Genomic DNA, 14,678 nt, shown 5'->3' on the forward strand with positions numbered 1-14,678 from the left:
AGGCTCGCGGGGGTCGAATCAGGCGGACAGATCGGCAGGTGGCGGCGGAAGCACAGGAATTCCCGGCCCGCCGATCAAGCCAAGAGCTGCGCCAGACGGGCCGCGCCCACGTTGCCGCCGGACAGGATCACCCCGATCCGCGCCGGGACCGGGCTCACCCGCCCGGTGAGCAGCGCCGCCAGGCCCGGCGCGCCGCTCGGCTCCAGCACCAGCTTCAGCCGGTCGACGGCGAACCGCATCGCGTCGACCAGTTCGTCGTCACTGACCAGTACGACCTCGTCGACCAGTTCCTTGTTGATCGCGAAGGTGAGGTCGCCGGGAACCGTGGTGCCGAGCCCGTCGGCGATCGTGTGCGGCACGTCGATCCGCACGGGCACCCCGGCGGCCAGCGAGCGGCGGGTGTCGTCGGCCGTGTCCGGTTCCACACCGATCACCCGGATTCCCGGGTACAGGCCCTTGGCCGCGATCGCGCTGCCCGCGATCAGGCCACCACCACTGATCGGTACGACGATCGCGTCCAGCTCACCGGCCTGCTCCAGCAGTTCCAGCGTGGCGGTGCCCTGGCCGGCCACGATGTCGGCGTGGTCGTACGGCGGGATCAGCGCCAGCCCCCGCTGCTCGCCGAGCCGTCCCGCGATCGCCGCGCGGTCCTCGGTGTACCGGTCGTAGGTGACGATCTCCGCCCCGTACCCGGCGACGGCGTCGAGTTTCGCGGCCGGGCTGTCGGCCGGCATCACGATCACCGCGGAACTGCCCAGCTCCCGTGCGGCGAGCGCGGCGGCCTGCGCGTGGTTGCCGGACGAGAAGGCGACGATGCCCCGCTCCAGCTGCTCGGGGGTCAGCCGGGCTATCGCGTTGTAGGCGCCCCGGAACTTGAAGGCGCCCGCCCGCTGGAGGTTCTCCGCCTTGAGGAAGACCTGGGCGCCGGCCCGGCCGTCGAGGGTCCGGGAGCGGATCACCGGCGTCCGGTGAGCGATCCCCTTGATCCGGTCGGCCGCGTCCCGCACATCCTGCAAAGTCACCGTCATGGCCCGATCGTAAGGGGCTGTGACGGCTGTTGGCCCGTACATTACCGGCCGGGTGTTGACGCTGCGCGCCGGGCTGCCGAGACTGCCACGATGGCGACGGTTCGCGCGGCGGGCATCCGTGGTTTCGCCGAGGTGGTCCGTGAGCTGGGCGCGGACCCCGAGCCGTTGGTGAGTGCGGCCGGCCTGGACCCGGCCGTCCTCGACCACGACGACCTGCCGATCGAGCAGTCCCGCCTGGCCGCTCTGCTCCAGTCGGCCGCCGACGAGCTCGGCTGCCCCGACTTCGGCCTGCGGATGGCCGCCCGGCACGGCCTCGACACCCTCGGCCCGCTCGCCGTGATGCTGGCCAACTGCCGGACCGGCGCCGACGCGCTCGCCGCCACCCAGCGTTACCTGACGGTGCACAGTGACGCCCTGCACGTCGACCAGGCCGCCGACCCGGACGGCGAGCCGGGGGTCATCGCGCTGCGTTACCGGGGCCATCCCGGCGGGCCGACGCCGGTGCAGGCCATGGACGCCGGAATCGGGTTCCTGCACCGGGCGCTGTGCCTGCTCTTCGGCGACGACTACGGGCTGCGCGACGTGCGGCTGTCCTACCTGCCGGCCGGTGATCCCGGCTGCTACCGGCGTTTCTACCGGGTTCCGGTGCGGTTCGGCGAGCCCGGGTCGCTGCTGCGGGTCCCCGTCGGGCTCCTGGCGCGACCGGTCACCGGCGCCCACGAGGACCTGCGGATCCGGGCCGAGGCGTACCTGCGGACCCTGCTGCCGGACGTGGACGACACGACCGGGCGCATCCGTACGGTCGTCGACGGCATGCTGGTGTTCGGAGCCGTACCGATGGAGGCCGTCGCCCGGGCCCTGGCCCTGCACCCCCGCACCCTCCAGCGGCGTCTCGCCGCGCAGGGCACGACGTTCGCCCACATCGTCGACAACATCCGCCGCGACCGGGCCCGCCACTACCTGACCGAGACGACCCTGCCGTTCGGTGCCGTCTCGGCCCGGCTGGGTTTCGCCGAACAGGCGACCTTCAGCCGCGCCTGCCACCGCTGGTGGGGTGTCCCGCCACGCCGGGTCCGCGCGGCCCGCCGCGGCGAGTGATCATTGCCCGGCCGCCCGCAGCGCGGTGACCAGGTCGGCGCCGAACGCGTCACAGCGGGCGACGAGCTCCGGGGTGACCGGCGACGAGGCGCAGAGTGCCGCGAGCTCCGCGTCGCGTTCGGCGAACGACGTGCCGGCCACCTCGTCCAGGTAGGCGCTCAACTCCGCGGCGATCCGCACGGGATATCCGGTGTCACCCGACGCGAACATGTCCATCGCGGCGAGGAGTTCCAGCTGGAACTCCTCGATCAGGTCCGGATCGAGTTCCGTTCCGTCGAACAGCGAGGTCACCGAGGTGACGCACCGCCGGTACCGGTCGAACCACCGCGTGTCGGCGAGATCGGCCGGGACCCGGGTGAGGAACTCGACCGACTCCCGGGGGACGCCCCACGACGGCGGCATCGGCAACGACAGCAGCGGGCCGCACATCCGCCGGATCGCCAGGAACCCCGCCGTCCGCTGCCGCTCGTCCACCGCCGGATCATGCCATGGACGGTGATTGTCGGGCTGGGTCAAGTTTTCCGGGGCCGAGGGCGTGCACGATGCGTGAAACACACTCGTAACGCTAGGGGCCGCCATGTCGGAAACGCACGTCGACGTGCTCATCGTCGGCGCTGGGATCTCCGGGATCGATGTCGCCTACCGCATCCGGGAACGCTGCCCGGAACTCGACGTCACCATCGTCGAGGCCCGTGACCGGCTCGGCGGCACCTGGGACCTGTTCCGCTACCCGGGCGTCCGCTCCGACTCCGACATCTACACCCTGTCGTTCCCGTTCCGGCCCTGGCAGGGGGAGCGTTCGATCGTCGACGGCGACGAACTGCTCGCCTACGTCGAGGACACCGCACGGCAATTCAAGATCGACGAGCACATCGTGTACGGGACCCGCGTGCTCGCCGCCGACTGGTCGAGCGGCACCGCCCGCTGGACGGTGACCGCCGAACGCGCCGGCGAGACCGTCACCTACGTGACCCGGTTCCTGGTCGGCTGCACCGGGTACTACGACTACGAGAACCCGCACGATCCCGGGTTCGCGGGCACCGAGGACTTCGCCGGGACCATCGTGCACCCGCAGTTCTGGCCGGCCGGCCTCGACTACGCCGGCAAGCGCGTGGCGGTGATCGGATCGGGGGCCACCGCGGTCACCGTGGTGCCGGCCATGGCGGGCGACGCCGCCCACGTGACCATGGTCCAGCGCACGCCCAGCTATGTCCTGGCACAGCCGAGGGTGGACGCGATCGCCCGTACCCTGAAGAGGTTTCTGCCGCTGGGAACCGCGCACCGGATCGCCCGCGGCAAGAACACCGCGATCCAATGGGCGCTGTTCCAGGCGTGCCGCCGTTTCCCGGACGGCATGCGTGCGCTGCTGCGCAAGGGTGCCGTCGCCGAGGTCGGCGACGCCGGCATCGTCGACCGGCATTTCCGGCCGCCCTACAACCCGTGGGAGCAGCGGATGTGCATCGCGCCCGACGGTGATCTGTACCGGTCGGTCCGCGCGGGTGACGCCTCGGTCGTGACCGGCCACATCGACCGGTTCGTGCCCGAGGGCCTGCGGATGGCCGACGGTGACGTGGTCGAGGCCGACATCGTGGTGACCGCGACCGGCCTGCGTATCAAACTGCTCGGCGGTGTCGCCGTCACCCTCGACGGCACGCCCGTCGACGTGTCGCAGTCGTGTACCTACCACGGTGCACTGCTCAGCGGGCTGCCCAACTTCGCGGTGTGCATCGGCTACATCAACCTGTCGTGGACGGTCCGCGCCGACGTCACCGCCCGGCTCGTGGCCCGGGTGCTGCGCCGGCTCCTCGACACCGGCAACGACGTGGTCGTGCCGGTGGTGCCCGCCGACCTGGGGCCGACCGGGCCGTTCATGGACATGCAGTCGGGCTACCTGGCGCGTGCGGCCGACATCATGCCCCGAGCCGGGCGGCACTATCCGTGGGCGTTCCGGCAGAACGTGTTCCTCGACGTGTGGGCCACCAACCGCACCTCACTCGAGGACGGGCTGCACTGGACCCGCGTCCGTAGGGAGGCCCAGGTATGAGGGCGGTCGTCGTCCACGACGGGAATCTCGAGGTCACCGAGGTGCCACTGCCGGTGCCGGGTCCCGGGCAGGTGCGGCTGCGGGTGAGCCGTACCGGGATCTGCGGCTCCGACCTGCACGTCCGCCACGACGCCGAGGTCAGCGCGGACGTCGCCGCCGAGGTCGGCTACCCGGACTTCATGCGCCGCTCGCACCGCGTCGTGATGGGTCACGAGTTCGCCGGAACCGTCGACGAATACGGTCCCGGCTGCCGGCGGCGGTGGCGGCCCGGGCAACTCGTCGTCTCGTTGCCGCTGATCAGGCACGGTGACGACGTGCACATGACCGGCATGTCCGAGCACGCGCCGGGGGCGTACGCGGAATATCTGCTCGTCTCCGAGGACACCACCATGCCGGTGCCCGCCGGCGTCGAGCCGGGCCTCGCGGCCCTCACCGAACCCCTCGCGGTGGCCCATCACGCGGTCCGGCGCGGCGACCTCACCAAGGGCGACACCGCGGTGGTCATCGGGTGCGGTCCGATCGGCCTCGCCGTCATCCTGATGCTCAAAGCGGCGGGGGTACGGCGGGTGGTCGCCAGCGACTTCACCGAGGGGCGCCGGGCGCTGGCCCGGACCTGCGGCGCCGACGTCGTCGTCGACCCGTCCGTGCGGTCGCCGTGGTCGGTGATCGAGGGTGACCGTGGGCTGGTCACGTCGGCGACCGACCTCTACGGCGCCGGCATCACCGCGTTGGGTGACCTGCAGAAGGTGCCCGGCGTGCCGTGGTGGACGGTGATGCGGGCCGCCGGGCGTCTCGGCGCCGGACCGCGGGGCGCCGTCGTGTTCGAGTGTGTCGGCCTGCCCGGCGTCATCGAGGACATCGTCACCCACGCGCCGTTCCGGTCCCGGATCGTGGTCGTCGGCGTGTGCATGCAACCGGACACGTTCCGCCCCACGATGGCCAGCAACAAGGAGGTCGACCTGCGGTTCTCCTTCTGTTACGACCCGGTCGAGTTCCGCGAGGCGCTGCACATGATGGCCCGCCGCCGCATCGACCCGCGGCCACTGCTGACCGGTGTCGTCGGGCTGGACGGGGTGGCCGAGGCATTCGACGAGCTGGCCAGGGCCGACCATCACGCGAAGATCCTGATCGACCCGGCCCGCCCGGCGTAGCGTTCTTGTTGGCAGGAGACAGCTAGTCGCGCATACTAGACTCATGTCTACAGTCACGGGTCTAGACCGCAACTCCATCCGACTGGTCGGCGCCCACGAGATCCGCCTGCGTTTCGGCAACATCAGCAGGCAGCGGGTCTACCAGCTGACGAGCCGCACCGACTTCCCCACGCCGATCGCCAACCTGGCCCAGGGCAAGGTCTGGCTGGCCGACGAGGTCGAGGCCTGGCGGGCCCACCGCCGGGCCGCCCTCGCCGCGGAGTAACCGGTCTACCGGCGCTTCTTCCAGTCGTAGGAGACGACGTCGGAGTCCGGGGTGTCCGCGCGCCGGCACACCCCGCGGATCACGGCGTCGACGCTGGACCGCTCGTCGGCGCCGATCAGGGGGACCGCCCAGCCGCACCCGGACAGCTCGAAATGGTCTTTCCAGCCGCGCCAGGCCCGCAGCCCGGCCAGATCGAGTGACGTCGAGCCGCCCATCTCGCCGTGCCCGCCGTTGATCGACTCGCCGAGCAGGAACGGGCGTGACCCGAAGGGCACGACACACACGTAGTAGACGTGATGCGTCGGGTGGTCCGGCGTCGGCGCCTGATTGCGGTAGGCGACCCGCAGCAACTGATTCTCCAGGTCGCGGCCGGTCAGCGGACTGGACGCGGTGAACAGGTAACCGGCGTCCAGCACCTTGCCGCCGGGCCACCACACCCGGTCGGCGTCGAAGTCGAGATGCTTGAACCTCTCCGGCGAGGCCAGCGCCGTCCAGTCCCGGTCCGGCCGCTCCCGCTGCAACCGGGCCACCGAGCAGTCGAGGACCCGCCTCTCCCCGGACGAGAACTCCAGGGCGAGCTGCCAGCGCTCGGTCGGAACGACCCGTATCAGGCCTGGAATGAGCACACCTCCGTGACGAACAATTCCGCCCGCCCATCATTTCACCTCGCCCGTCCCAGGGCGTGGCACGGTAGTGTGCCGGAGCCGCCATCAGCTGCCCGGATGCGGCCGGATGCGTTAGCCTCGGGCAGCGAATCCGTTCGATGCGCAGGGCGCTGTTGGTAGGAGGGACGTCCCCATTTCTGACGTAGCGTCGGCCCGCGCGGACAGAGCGGTGAGCGACAACCCGGTACCCGCGACCCCGGTCGGTCCGATGGCGCGGCTGCGCGCCTCCGCGGTGGCCGCCGCACCGGCCATCGGGCTGTACATGCTGTTGCGCCTGATCAGTCTCGAAGTCATGTATGTGCTGGCCACCCATGCGCATGCCCTCGATCCGGGGCGCAACGTGTACCCGGACGGGACGATCGGCAACCAGTGGCGCGGGTTCACCTCGATCTGGGACGCGCTCATCTCCTGGGACGGTCGTTGGTATACGAAGATCGCCGGCAGTGGCCTGGGTGGGCCGGTCGGGGCGGTCGACGAGGACGGGGTGCCCTACGAGCTGCGGCTCGCGTTCTTCCCGCTCTACCCGTTCCTGGCGCGGCCGCTGACGTTCCTCCCGTTCGTCTCGCCGGTCGCCGCCTGCCTGTTCGTGTCGTTCGTGTCGGCCATCGCCGCCGCCTGGGGTCTCTACGCGATCGGCCGGCACGTCCGCGGGCATCGGGTCGGCGTCCTGCTGGTGGCCGTGTGGGCGGTGGCACCGGCCGCGATGACACAGAACGGGGCGTTCACCGAGTCGCTGTTCACCGCTCTGGCAGCCTGGGCGCTGTACGCCGTACTCAAGGAACGATGGTTGATCGCCGGGGCGCTCGCCGGGGTGAGTGGCCTCAGCCGGCCGACCGCGACCGCCCTCATCGGCGCCGTGGGTCTCGCGGCGCTCGTCGCTGTCGTCACCCGGCGTGGCGGCTGGCGGCCGTACGCGGCGATCGTGCTGGCCCCGGCCGGGCTGCTCGCCTATTTCGCGTTCGCGTCGTCCCGGCTCGGCAGTTTCGAGAAATACACGAGCATCCACGACAGTACGTTCGGGGCCTGGATCGACTACGGCGAGAACACGTGGAACATGTCGACCGACATTCTGCTCGGCGTCGACGGCGACAACGCCGACAAGCCGATCCGGGTGCTGTCACTGATCATGCTGGTCGCGTTCCTCGTGATGTTCGCGTTGCTCGTTCCGCGGGCGCCGTGGCAGCTGACCGTTTTCGCGGCGGCGATGCTGGGACTGGCGATCCTGTCGCACACGCACATGTCGATGGCCGGGCGGCATCTGCTGCCGACGTTCCCGGTGCTGCTGGTTCCGGCGATCGTGCTGGCCCGTTTCTCCAATCGCGACATCGGTATCGTGCTGGGCGCGATCGCCCTGCTGTCCGGGTGGTATGCGGGATGGCTGCCGTTCATCTCCGGCCAGGCCATCTGATGTCCATTCGCGCGCTGACATTCGGGGCCGTCGCGGAATCCTACGAGCGGTTCCGGCCGGGCTATCCGGAGGAGCTTTTCACCCTGGTGGCGGGGTATGCGGACCGCCCGCTGGAGCGTGCGCTGGAGATCGGCGCCGGGACCGGCAAGGCCACCCGCCTCTTCGCCGCTCACGGGATCGCCGTGACCGCCACCGAGCCCGACGCGGGGATGCTCGCCGAGTTGCGCAAACACGTGCCGGACACCGTTTCCACCGAGTTGGCGGCGTTCGAGAACGTCCGTACCGAGGAAGTGTTCGATTTGTTCTTCGTGGCGGCCGCGCTGCATTGGACGCGCCCGGCCGGCCGGTGGGAGCGGATCGCCGGTTGGCTGACGCCGGGCGGTGTCGTCGCGTCGTTCGGCGGGCCGATACAGCTGGCCGATCCGGTGGTGGAGGAGGCCGTGCGGGCGGCCCGCGCGCCGTTCCTGGAAAGTGACGAGGTGCCGTCACCGGACGGGACGGCTCCGGAGCAGGCGATGCAATGGCCGGGTACGGAACTCGTGCGCTCACCATTGTTCACCGACGTGGAGCAGCACACGATCGAGCGGCGGCTGACCGTGAGCGCCGCCGATTTCGTCGGCCACCTCTCCACGGTCTCGGCCTATCTCGAGTTACCGCCGGAGACGCGTGATCTGGTGTTCCGCGGGATCGAGCAGGCCCTGCCGGAGACCGTCGCCCTGACCGCCGACATCATCGTCCATCTGGCACGCCGGACAGCGCTCGCAGTGCCGGGATCGACGGTGTGAACAGGTAGGCACCGCCCTTCGGGATCACGTAGTCGATCATGGTGGAGACGTGACCACCCGGTAGCGGGGCCTCCCGTGGTCCCCGGGTCCGGCCGATGATCATGTCGAGCCCGTTCGGCACCCCGGGTGACGGGCGTTCGTCGGACTTGTTGGCCCAGCGCCGGGCCAGCGTCTCGAACTGGCGGTCGATGTCGGTCTGGTAGCACAGGAACAGCAGGCCACGGTCGGCCGCCGGATCCTCGTCGTACAGCGGGCCGTAGGTGATGCCCCGGCGCAGGATCATCATGGTCAGCGTGTTTTCCTGGCTGCCCTGATCGGTCTCCTGGTCACGTGGGTTGACCTTGCGGATGTGCGCCGCCAGCGGGCACCGTCCGCCGTCGGCGTCGGCCCGTGCACCCCGGACCTCACCGATCGGGGGCGCGTCGTTGTCATACCCGAAATGGTTGATCTCGGCCGGGCTGGGATCGGTCTCGTCGCGGACCAGCGGCGATCCGTCCGGCCGACGGCCGACCAGCCAGGCGCGCAGCGTCCCGGCATCGACCGGCAGTGCCGCCGCCATCGCCGCGGTGTCGCCGCGGAACGCCGCCACGTCCTGGGCCAGCTTGCGGTAGACCAGCAGAGACCCGTTGCGGGCCAGAGCCGGATCGGTGCGCGGCGCGCCCGGCCGGGTCGTCGACGAGTCGCTCTGGGTGGGCTGCCCGAACAGGAACTGGCCCGGCCACACCAGCACGTCGCCGGGACGGGCGTAGGCGCGCCCGTCCCGCATCGCCGGCATCGGCTGCCGCGCCGCCAGCGGGGTGGCGGCGTCGACCCGGCCCCGCAGGCTGGGCTGGCTGATCCCGTCCCGGAACCCGAAGTGCTCGATGTCGCCGGGCAGCCGGTACGCCGTCTGCCGGTGCGAGACCGTCAGCCCGTGACCGGGCGCCAGCAGCGGCGCCTCGGCCTCGGCGAGCCGGCTCTCGTCGTCGCCGGCCAGGATGATCAGGATGTCGAGTTCGGCGCCGGGCGCACCGACCTCCCAGCCCTCCTTCGCCGGATCCAGCAGGCCGGACCGTTTGCCCATGCCGGCGCCGAACGCCTCGTCGATCATGGCGAGGCCGGGCTGACCCAGCACCCGCAGGCAGCGCGAGGACAGGGCGACCGCCACCGAGACACCGTCGTGGCCGGGACCCAGCGCGCGGCGCCGCGACCGGTGCCGCAGACCGGCCCGGGCCGGCGTGACCATCGGTGTCAGCGTGGCCAGCATGGCCCGGGCCGCGGCCGCCTGTCCGTCGCCGTCGGGCAGGCGCAGGCCGACGAACCGCTGATGGGTGTCCGGGAAGCCGGGCACGATGTGGGCCTGGATCTCGTCCAGCTCCAACAGCGGTTCGTTCGTCGCGTCGACCGCATGCCGGGCCGCCGGGACGGTGGCGGTCATCGCGGTGTGCCGATCGGATGCGTCATGCGGCGGCCGGCCGGGAGGATGGGTGCGATGGCGGTGACGATCGGCGTCACGGTCTCGGGGAACGCGTCCGTCCAGCCGTCCGGGCAGGCCGAGCCGGCGCCGACGATGGTCAGCAGGTCCGGGTTGCCGATGTCGGAGCAGCCGTGCCCGGCGCAGTCGGACGCCTCGGGCGCCCCGTTGCCGGCGTCGAAACCGATGCCGTAGAGCGCCATCGTGATCAGCTCGGCCAGCTGCCCGGCCCGGGTCAGGGGTACGCCGTTGACCAGGATGTCCTCCAGCCCGATCGTGGCACCGGCCGGCGGGGCGAACTCGGCGCGCAGGACCATCCGGCCGCTGCCGCGCACCGGCCGCCACCAGTCGCTGACGTCCTCACCCTGCGGGCCGCTGAGCGCGGACGTGTCGATGCCGTCCAGGTAGAGGCCGATCGGGTCGCGCAGGGACACCGTGAGACCGGCCCGGACCAGGTCGTTGACATGGGCGCCGATCGTCGGGTCACTGGACCGGTTCGGTTCGCCGTATGCGGCACAGCAGATCAGCCGCGCCGCGTCGGTCACCGGCTCACCGTTGGCGTCGACGCGCGGGATGGTGGCGTCGGCACCGAGGAAGATCTCCGCGGTGAGGGTGTTCGACGGGTGGGTCAGGTGGACGATCCCGTGCGTGGTGTTCCACTTGTTGTTCGGGTTGTACTGCCCGGCACGCCGTTCGAGCCGCCGCTGGCCGCCGACCCGCGAGTACACGTCGGACCGGTGGAACAGGTCCTCCTCGCGCACCTCGGGGCCGACCAGCTCCTGGTAGAGACTCAGCAGCAGTTCACGGTCACCGCCGACCCGGTGCGTGGCCGGCACCTGGGACGGGTTCGCGACCGCCGCCGTGCCGCCCGCGATGAACTGCCAGTACTCCGGGCCCTCGCACGTGAACACGTACCGGCGGGTGCGGCCGGTGGTCGTGTCCCGGTCGGCGAACCACTCGCAGTACTCGTCGTGGCGGCGGAAGGGGAGGACCACCCTCTCCTCGCGGCCGTTGCGGACCTGGAACATCGGGCCCAGATCGTCGGGCTCGTCGGCGGCGGCCCGGGCGGCCTGCCGGTCACCCTGGTTGCGCACCGTGATCACCCGGGGGAACGCGTCCCAGACGATCTTCCGTTCCTTCACGGTGCTCGTCGGAGGCGTCCGTGCCGGGTTGAAGAAACGTCCGCCGGCCCGCTCGGCCACCGCCGTGTCGAGCCAGGCCGAGACGACCGCCGACCAGGCCTGGAGTTGTGTCTCATCGAGATCGCCGACGTTGGCCGGCGGTGCGAAAGTCGAGCCCATGACGGAAATCCTGGACGTTCCGGCGGCCCGATCCCGGCGGCACGCCATGACCTCACCCCATGGGGGCCAAGTTTTAAACCACCCGAAGTGGTGACTTGTCCACAGTAGCCCTCAGTGATCAGGGCCGTGGATCGTAGTTTCCCTCCATGATCAACCGGGTGTCCGTCCAAGGGTCCGGGCCGGCCGCGCTGACCTGCGCGCTGCTGCTGGCCCGCGACGGGTTCCCGGTGACCCTCACCGAACCGGCGCCACCGCCGGCGCCACCCGCGGAACTCGTGCTCAACGCGGCGACGATCCGGCTGCTCACCGACGTCTGGGAGGATCCGGGGCTGGTCGGCGGTGCGCACCGGCTCACCGGCCGTTGGGTCCGGTGGGGGAGCGACGCCGCACCGGTCGAGGTGGCGGCGGCCGCGGTCGTGGTCGACGGGCCGGAGCTGTGCTCCACACTGGAACAGCGGCTGCCGCCCGAGGTGCGACGGGCCGCGGAGCAGCAGCCCGCCGACTGGACGGTCCACGCCTCGTCACGGCCCGCCAGCAACCCGCCGGTCGGGCGCCGGGTGCTGCTCGCCGGTCACGTGCGCTCGGCGGACGGCGGGATCAGCCGGACCGCCACCACCGGGCGGAGCTGGATCCACCTCGTGCCGCTCGGCGACGGGCGTGGTCTCGTCCGGGCGGCGACGCCCGTACCGCCGGATGATCCTGAGGGTTTCCTCGCCGACGAACTGGCCGAAACCGGTCTCGACGAGTGGGTCACGGAACCACCCGGGCGGGTCACCGTCGGGTCGGCGGCGCCGTGGCTGGCGCGGCAGCGGGCCGAACCCGGGCGCATCCACATCGGCGGTGCCGTCCTGCGCCTCGACCCGGTCAGCGGATCAGGGGTCGGCCACGCGGTGCGGACCGCGATCCTCGCCGTGGCCATGCTGCGCGAGATCCGCGACGGGAAGCCCGCCGCGGATCTCCTCGGGCAGTACCACCGGCGGCTCGGGGCCGCCTTCCACCGCCACCTGTGCGGGTGCGCGGCTCATTACCGGACCGCGTTCGACAGCGCCGACTGGCTCGGCGAACTGCACATCACCGCGACCGCGCTGACCGGTCACGCGGCGCAGCTGCACCCGCAACGCAGTGCACCGGCCTTCACCGGGCGCCGGGATGTCGCAGCAATGACATAGCGGCCTTGCCGGCCCCGTTGAGCGCCGCCGTCCCCGGATCGGCGGCCAGATGCACCCGCAGGCCCACCCGCGCCGAGACCGCCTCGACCAGCCCCGGATGCAGAGCACCGTCGCCGACCAGCAGCAACCCGTTCTCCGGTGAGTCGACGTCCAGGCTGTCGACGTGCGCGGCGATCCGGTCGCCGATCACGTCGACGGTGACGTCGCTGGTCAGATCGCGGGTGCCGATCTCACTGCGCCGGGCCTCGACGACCCGGCCGTGATCCAGAACGGCGACCTCGGTCAGCTCGGCACCGACATCGGCGACCAGTAACACCCCGGCCGTCTCCCCGGCACCGATCGCGGCTGCCCGCACACTGTCGATCAGCAGCAGCCGCGACGGCTCGAACACCGCCTTCAGCACCCGGCGCGTCGTCTCCTGATCGTCGCCGGACGCGAGCACCGGCCGGCACGCCACGACCACCCCACCGGACGGCACCGGCAGCGCGAACCTACCGACCAGGTGCGACAGCATCGCCACACAACCGTCGAAGTCGACGACCCGGCCCCGGCGGATCAGCGTGCCGGCGCTGTCGCACCGGCCGCTGACCACACCCTGCTGAGCGGTCCACACACCTGCGATGCCACTGCCGAGGTCGACAGCGATCGCGGACGCCATTTTCGTCACCCAACCTGCTTCTGCTGGCACGGAACACAGAACCGCGCGTGCGGCAGAATTTCCAGCCGCGCCGCCGGGATCGCCCCCGCGCACCCCTCGCAGTGGCCGTAGACGCCGTCGGCTATCCGCCGCAGCGCCCCGGTCACCTGCTCCACGCTACGTCGCGTCGCGGCGAGAAGCGCATCCTGGGTATGTGATTCGCCGGGATCTCCGGTATCGGCGCTCATTTCGGTCAGTTCCTTGAGCCGGGCGGTCTGCCGGTCCAGCTCCTCGGTCAGCGCGGCGTGCACCACGGCTTCGCTGTGGCCTGTGTCGGTACTCACGGGACTCCTCCGGACAACAAAAAAGGCCGAAGCTGGTGAGCTTCGCCCTCGGCGGTCGTTACGGATGCAAACGCCTCCACCGGTGGGCCGCGACCATCCGGTGCGGCCACCGGCTGGTGGGCAGCGTCGACCACCGTCACCGCAGTGACGGCAGGCGCGCACGACCTCACCGGAAGCATCCGAACACCATAGGCCGCCCTTCCCGGCCTGCCAAACGGTTTCGCGTACGGCGGCCCCGGTATCGTGCGCGGATGACCGGTGACCCGTTGCGGGAGTTCGATGACGGCCTGGCCTTCTGGAAGACCCGGCCCCGGTGGCCCCAGGATCTGCACAACTCCTTCTACACCGCGCGGCAGTCGAAGACCGACGGCACGTTCGGCCCGCCCTGGTGGGAGGACACCCTGCGCCACCTCTTCCGCTGGCGGGCCACGCGTGGCTCGACCTTCGAGGATCTCCGGCGTCGGTTCGAGGAGAATCACGCCGCGCTGGTCACCGTCTGGCAGGACGTGATCCTTCCCCGGCTCGGCGCCGACATCACCACCGTGAGCTGGGACGACGTCAGGGCACTCCCGGATCTCGCCGCCAGGATCAAGCCGACCGCCGGCAGTTCCGGGGTGTTTCCGTCGAAGTTGTCGCACTTCATCGCTCCGCGGCTGTTCCCTGTCCTCGACCGGCTCGCCCTCGGTGGCGGCAGCGACTACGGTCGCTATTTCGAGCTGGTCCAGCAGACGTGGGCCGGGACCGAACCGGCCGACCGGGAACTCCTTCGGCAGCGACTGACAGCGCATGTCCATGCCCACAGCGGCGGAACGATGGTGAACGGGTACCCGGTTGTGAACAAGATCGTGGAACTGCGGCTCATCGGCCGGGCCCATCCGTCCGCCTTGTGATCAGGTCCAGGCAGGGTCGCGGCCCAGGGCTGCCAGCAGCGGGCGTCACTGTGGGTTGATGCGCTGGGCCTCGGCGTGGGCGGCGGCGATGATCGCGTCGGCGTCACGTTTCGCCTCGGCGCGGTGGTCGGCGGCCTGCTCCTCGGCGAGGCGCAGGATGTCCTCGACGCGATTGCCGAGCCCGGCCAGTGTGGGCCGGTCCGCCTTCCGGGGACTGGGACCGGCGCCGACACGGGTGGCCGTGGCTGGGGACCTGGCGTCGTCAATCAGGGAACCCGTGCGTGGGCGGCTGCCGAGCATGATCAGGATCAGGCCCGCCACGACACCGCCGATCGCGACCGGGATCGAAACGCGGCCGGTCAAGGCGCCGCCGAGCGCGCCCACCCCGGCACCGAACACGAGCAATCCCCACCCCTTCATGCGCGCGATCCTATCGACGA

Annotated in this window: 16 protein-coding genes; 8 read left to right on the forward strand and 8 right to left on the reverse strand. The window is 71.1% G+C overall.

Going from position 1 to position 14,678, the window contains the following annotated elements:
- Nucleotides 1-74: 74 nt before the first annotated feature.
- Nucleotides 75-1,028, reverse strand: a complete 954-nt coding sequence (locus tag ACFO0C_RS36190) for a pyridoxal-phosphate dependent enzyme (protein WP_378071281.1) — start codon at nucleotides 1,026-1,028, stop codon at nucleotides 75-77.
- A gap of 90 nt (nucleotides 1,029-1,118) precedes the next feature.
- On the opposite strand from ACFO0C_RS36190, the gene ACFO0C_RS36195 reads away from it, so the two are divergent.
- Entirely contained in the window at nucleotides 1,119-2,126 is a 1,008-nt protein-coding gene (locus tag ACFO0C_RS36195; RefSeq protein ID WP_378071282.1) for an AraC family transcriptional regulator, read from the forward strand.
- Here ACFO0C_RS36195 and ACFO0C_RS36200 read toward each other — a convergent pair whose 3' ends face one another.
- Nucleotides 2,127-2,600, reverse strand: coding sequence for a hypothetical protein (locus tag ACFO0C_RS36200; protein ID WP_378071283.1), 474 nt, complete (start codon nucleotides 2,598-2,600; stop codon nucleotides 2,127-2,129).
- 103 nt (nucleotides 2,601-2,703) lie between these two features.
- Between ACFO0C_RS36200 and ACFO0C_RS36205 the strand changes: the two genes are divergently transcribed.
- From ACFO0C_RS36205 to ACFO0C_RS36215, 3 genes are read left to right on the forward strand one after another with little or no spacing between them, the layout of a single operon-like run.
- Nucleotides 2,704-4,170, forward strand: coding sequence for a flavin-containing monooxygenase (locus ACFO0C_RS36205; protein WP_378071284.1), 1,467 nt, complete (start codon nucleotides 2,704-2,706; stop codon nucleotides 4,168-4,170).
- Nucleotides 4,167-5,321, forward strand: coding sequence for a zinc-binding dehydrogenase (locus ACFO0C_RS36210; RefSeq protein ID WP_378071285.1), 1,155 nt, complete (start codon nucleotides 4,167-4,169; stop codon nucleotides 5,319-5,321). Before ACFO0C_RS36205 ends, ACFO0C_RS36210 begins: the two co-directional genes overlap by 4 nt.
- Before the next feature lie 43 nt (nucleotides 5,322-5,364).
- Nucleotides 5,365-5,586, forward strand: a complete 222-nt coding sequence (locus ACFO0C_RS36215) for a DNA-binding protein (RefSeq protein WP_378071286.1) — start codon at nucleotides 5,365-5,367, stop codon at nucleotides 5,584-5,586.
- A gap of 5 nt (nucleotides 5,587-5,591) precedes the next feature.
- Here the strand turns inward: ACFO0C_RS36215 and ACFO0C_RS36220 are convergent, their stop codons facing one another.
- Nucleotides 5,592-6,212, reverse strand: a complete 621-nt coding sequence (locus ACFO0C_RS36220) for a hypothetical protein (RefSeq protein ID WP_378071287.1) — start codon at nucleotides 6,210-6,212, stop codon at nucleotides 5,592-5,594.
- A 208-nt stretch (nucleotides 6,213-6,420) separates the two neighbouring features.
- Here ACFO0C_RS36220 and ACFO0C_RS36225 point away from each other — a divergent pair, with 208 nt between their 5' ends.
- Together ACFO0C_RS36225 and ACFO0C_RS36230 are read left to right on the forward strand one after the other, a co-directional pair.
- The gene (locus ACFO0C_RS36225) at nucleotides 6,421-7,659 is read left to right on the forward strand and encodes a glycosyltransferase family 39 protein (protein WP_378071288.1); all 1,239 of its coding nucleotides are present in this window, start codon (nucleotides 6,421-6,423) and stop codon (nucleotides 7,657-7,659) included.
- Nucleotides 7,659-8,444, forward strand: a complete 786-nt coding sequence (locus ACFO0C_RS36230; protein WP_378071289.1) for a class I SAM-dependent methyltransferase — start codon at nucleotides 7,659-7,661, stop codon at nucleotides 8,442-8,444. Before ACFO0C_RS36225 ends, ACFO0C_RS36230 begins: the two co-directional genes overlap by 1 nt.
- Here ACFO0C_RS36230 and ACFO0C_RS36235 read toward each other — a convergent pair.
- Both ACFO0C_RS36235 and ACFO0C_RS36240 read right to left on the reverse strand, forming a co-directional pair.
- Nucleotides 8,389-9,861, reverse strand: a complete 1,473-nt coding sequence (locus tag ACFO0C_RS36235) for a Dyp-type peroxidase (protein ID WP_378071290.1) — start codon at nucleotides 9,859-9,861, stop codon at nucleotides 8,389-8,391. The two genes, ACFO0C_RS36230 and ACFO0C_RS36235, sit on opposite strands and share 56 nt — an antisense overlap.
- Nucleotides 9,858-11,198 (reverse strand): hypothetical protein, encoded by a 1,341-nt coding sequence (locus tag ACFO0C_RS36240; RefSeq protein ID WP_378071291.1) that lies wholly within the window; start codon nucleotides 11,196-11,198, stop codon nucleotides 9,858-9,860. The genes ACFO0C_RS36235 and ACFO0C_RS36240 overlap by 4 nt, the downstream gene beginning before the upstream one ends.
- A gap of 158 nt (nucleotides 11,199-11,356) precedes the next feature.
- Here ACFO0C_RS36240 and ACFO0C_RS36245 point away from each other — a divergent pair, with 158 nt between their 5' ends.
- The gene (locus tag ACFO0C_RS36245) at nucleotides 11,357-12,367 is read left to right on the forward strand and encodes a hypothetical protein (protein ID WP_378071292.1); all 1,011 of its coding nucleotides are present in this window, start codon (nucleotides 11,357-11,359) and stop codon (nucleotides 12,365-12,367) included.
- On the opposite strand, the gene ACFO0C_RS36250 is transcribed toward ACFO0C_RS36245, so the two are convergent.
- On the reverse strand, nucleotides 12,333-13,025 hold the full coding sequence (locus ACFO0C_RS36250; protein ID WP_378071518.1) for a rod shape-determining protein: 693 nt from the start codon (nucleotides 13,023-13,025) through the stop codon (nucleotides 12,333-12,335). The genes ACFO0C_RS36245 and ACFO0C_RS36250 overlap by 35 nt on opposite strands.
- Nucleotides 13,026-13,030: 5 nt before the next feature.
- Nucleotides 13,031-13,348, reverse strand: a complete 318-nt coding sequence (locus tag ACFO0C_RS36255; RefSeq protein WP_378071293.1) for a TraR/DksA family transcriptional regulator — start codon at nucleotides 13,346-13,348, stop codon at nucleotides 13,031-13,033.
- Between the two features lie 251 nt (nucleotides 13,349-13,599).
- Here ACFO0C_RS36255 and ACFO0C_RS36260 point away from each other — a divergent pair, with 251 nt between their 5' ends.
- Nucleotides 13,600-14,238, forward strand: coding sequence for a hypothetical protein (locus ACFO0C_RS36260; protein WP_378071294.1), 639 nt, complete (start codon nucleotides 13,600-13,602; stop codon nucleotides 14,236-14,238).
- Between the two features lie 45 nt (nucleotides 14,239-14,283).
- Here the strand turns inward: ACFO0C_RS36260 and ACFO0C_RS36265 are convergent, their stop codons facing one another.
- The gene (locus ACFO0C_RS36265) at nucleotides 14,284-14,658 is read right to left on the reverse strand and encodes a hypothetical protein (RefSeq protein WP_378071295.1); all 375 of its coding nucleotides are present in this window, start codon (nucleotides 14,656-14,658) and stop codon (nucleotides 14,284-14,286) included.
- Nucleotides 14,659-14,678 lie beyond the last annotated feature (20 nt).

It is taken from the genome of Actinoplanes subglobosus (assembly GCF_042650585.1).
Classification (GTDB): domain Bacteria; phylum Actinomycetota; class Actinomycetes; order Mycobacteriales; family Micromonosporaceae; genus Actinoplanes; species Actinoplanes subglobosus.

What these genes read in the sequence shown, in the direction of transcription:
- ACFO0C_RS36190 (WP_378071281.1), bottom strand. Translation starts at nt 1,028, where the DNA reads ATGACGGTGACTTTGCAGGATGTGCGGGACGCGGCCGACCGGATCAAG.
- ACFO0C_RS36265 (WP_378071295.1), bottom strand. Translation starts at nt 14,658, where the DNA reads ATGAAGGGGTGGGGATTGCTCGTGTTCGGTGCCGGGGTGGGCGCGCTC.
- ACFO0C_RS36195 (WP_378071282.1), top strand. Translation starts at nt 1,119, where the DNA reads ATGGCGACGGTTCGCGCGGCGGGCATCCGTGGTTTCGCCGAGGTGGTC.
- ACFO0C_RS36205 (WP_378071284.1), top strand. Translation starts at nt 2,704, where the DNA reads ATGTCGGAAACGCACGTCGACGTGCTCATCGTCGGCGCTGGGATCTCC.
- ACFO0C_RS36250 (WP_378071518.1), bottom strand. Translation starts at nt 13,025, where the DNA reads ATGGCGTCCGCGATCGCTGTCGACCTCGGCAGTGGCATCGCAGGTGTG.
- ACFO0C_RS36215 (WP_378071286.1), top strand. Translation starts at nt 5,365, where the DNA reads ATGTCTACAGTCACGGGTCTAGACCGCAACTCCATCCGACTGGTCGGC.
- ACFO0C_RS36235 (WP_378071290.1), bottom strand. Translation starts at nt 9,861, where the DNA reads ATGACCGCCACCGTCCCGGCGGCCCGGCATGCGGTCGACGCGACGAAC.
- ACFO0C_RS36260 (WP_378071294.1), top strand. Translation starts at nt 13,600, where the DNA reads ATGACCGGTGACCCGTTGCGGGAGTTCGATGACGGCCTGGCCTTCTGG.
- ACFO0C_RS36210 (WP_378071285.1), top strand. Translation starts at nt 4,167, where the DNA reads ATGAGGGCGGTCGTCGTCCACGACGGGAATCTCGAGGTCACCGAGGTG.
- ACFO0C_RS36230 (WP_378071289.1), top strand. Translation starts at nt 7,659, where the DNA reads ATGTCCATTCGCGCGCTGACATTCGGGGCCGTCGCGGAATCCTACGAG.
- ACFO0C_RS36240 (WP_378071291.1), bottom strand. Translation starts at nt 11,198, where the DNA reads ATGGGCTCGACTTTCGCACCGCCGGCCAACGTCGGCGATCTCGATGAG.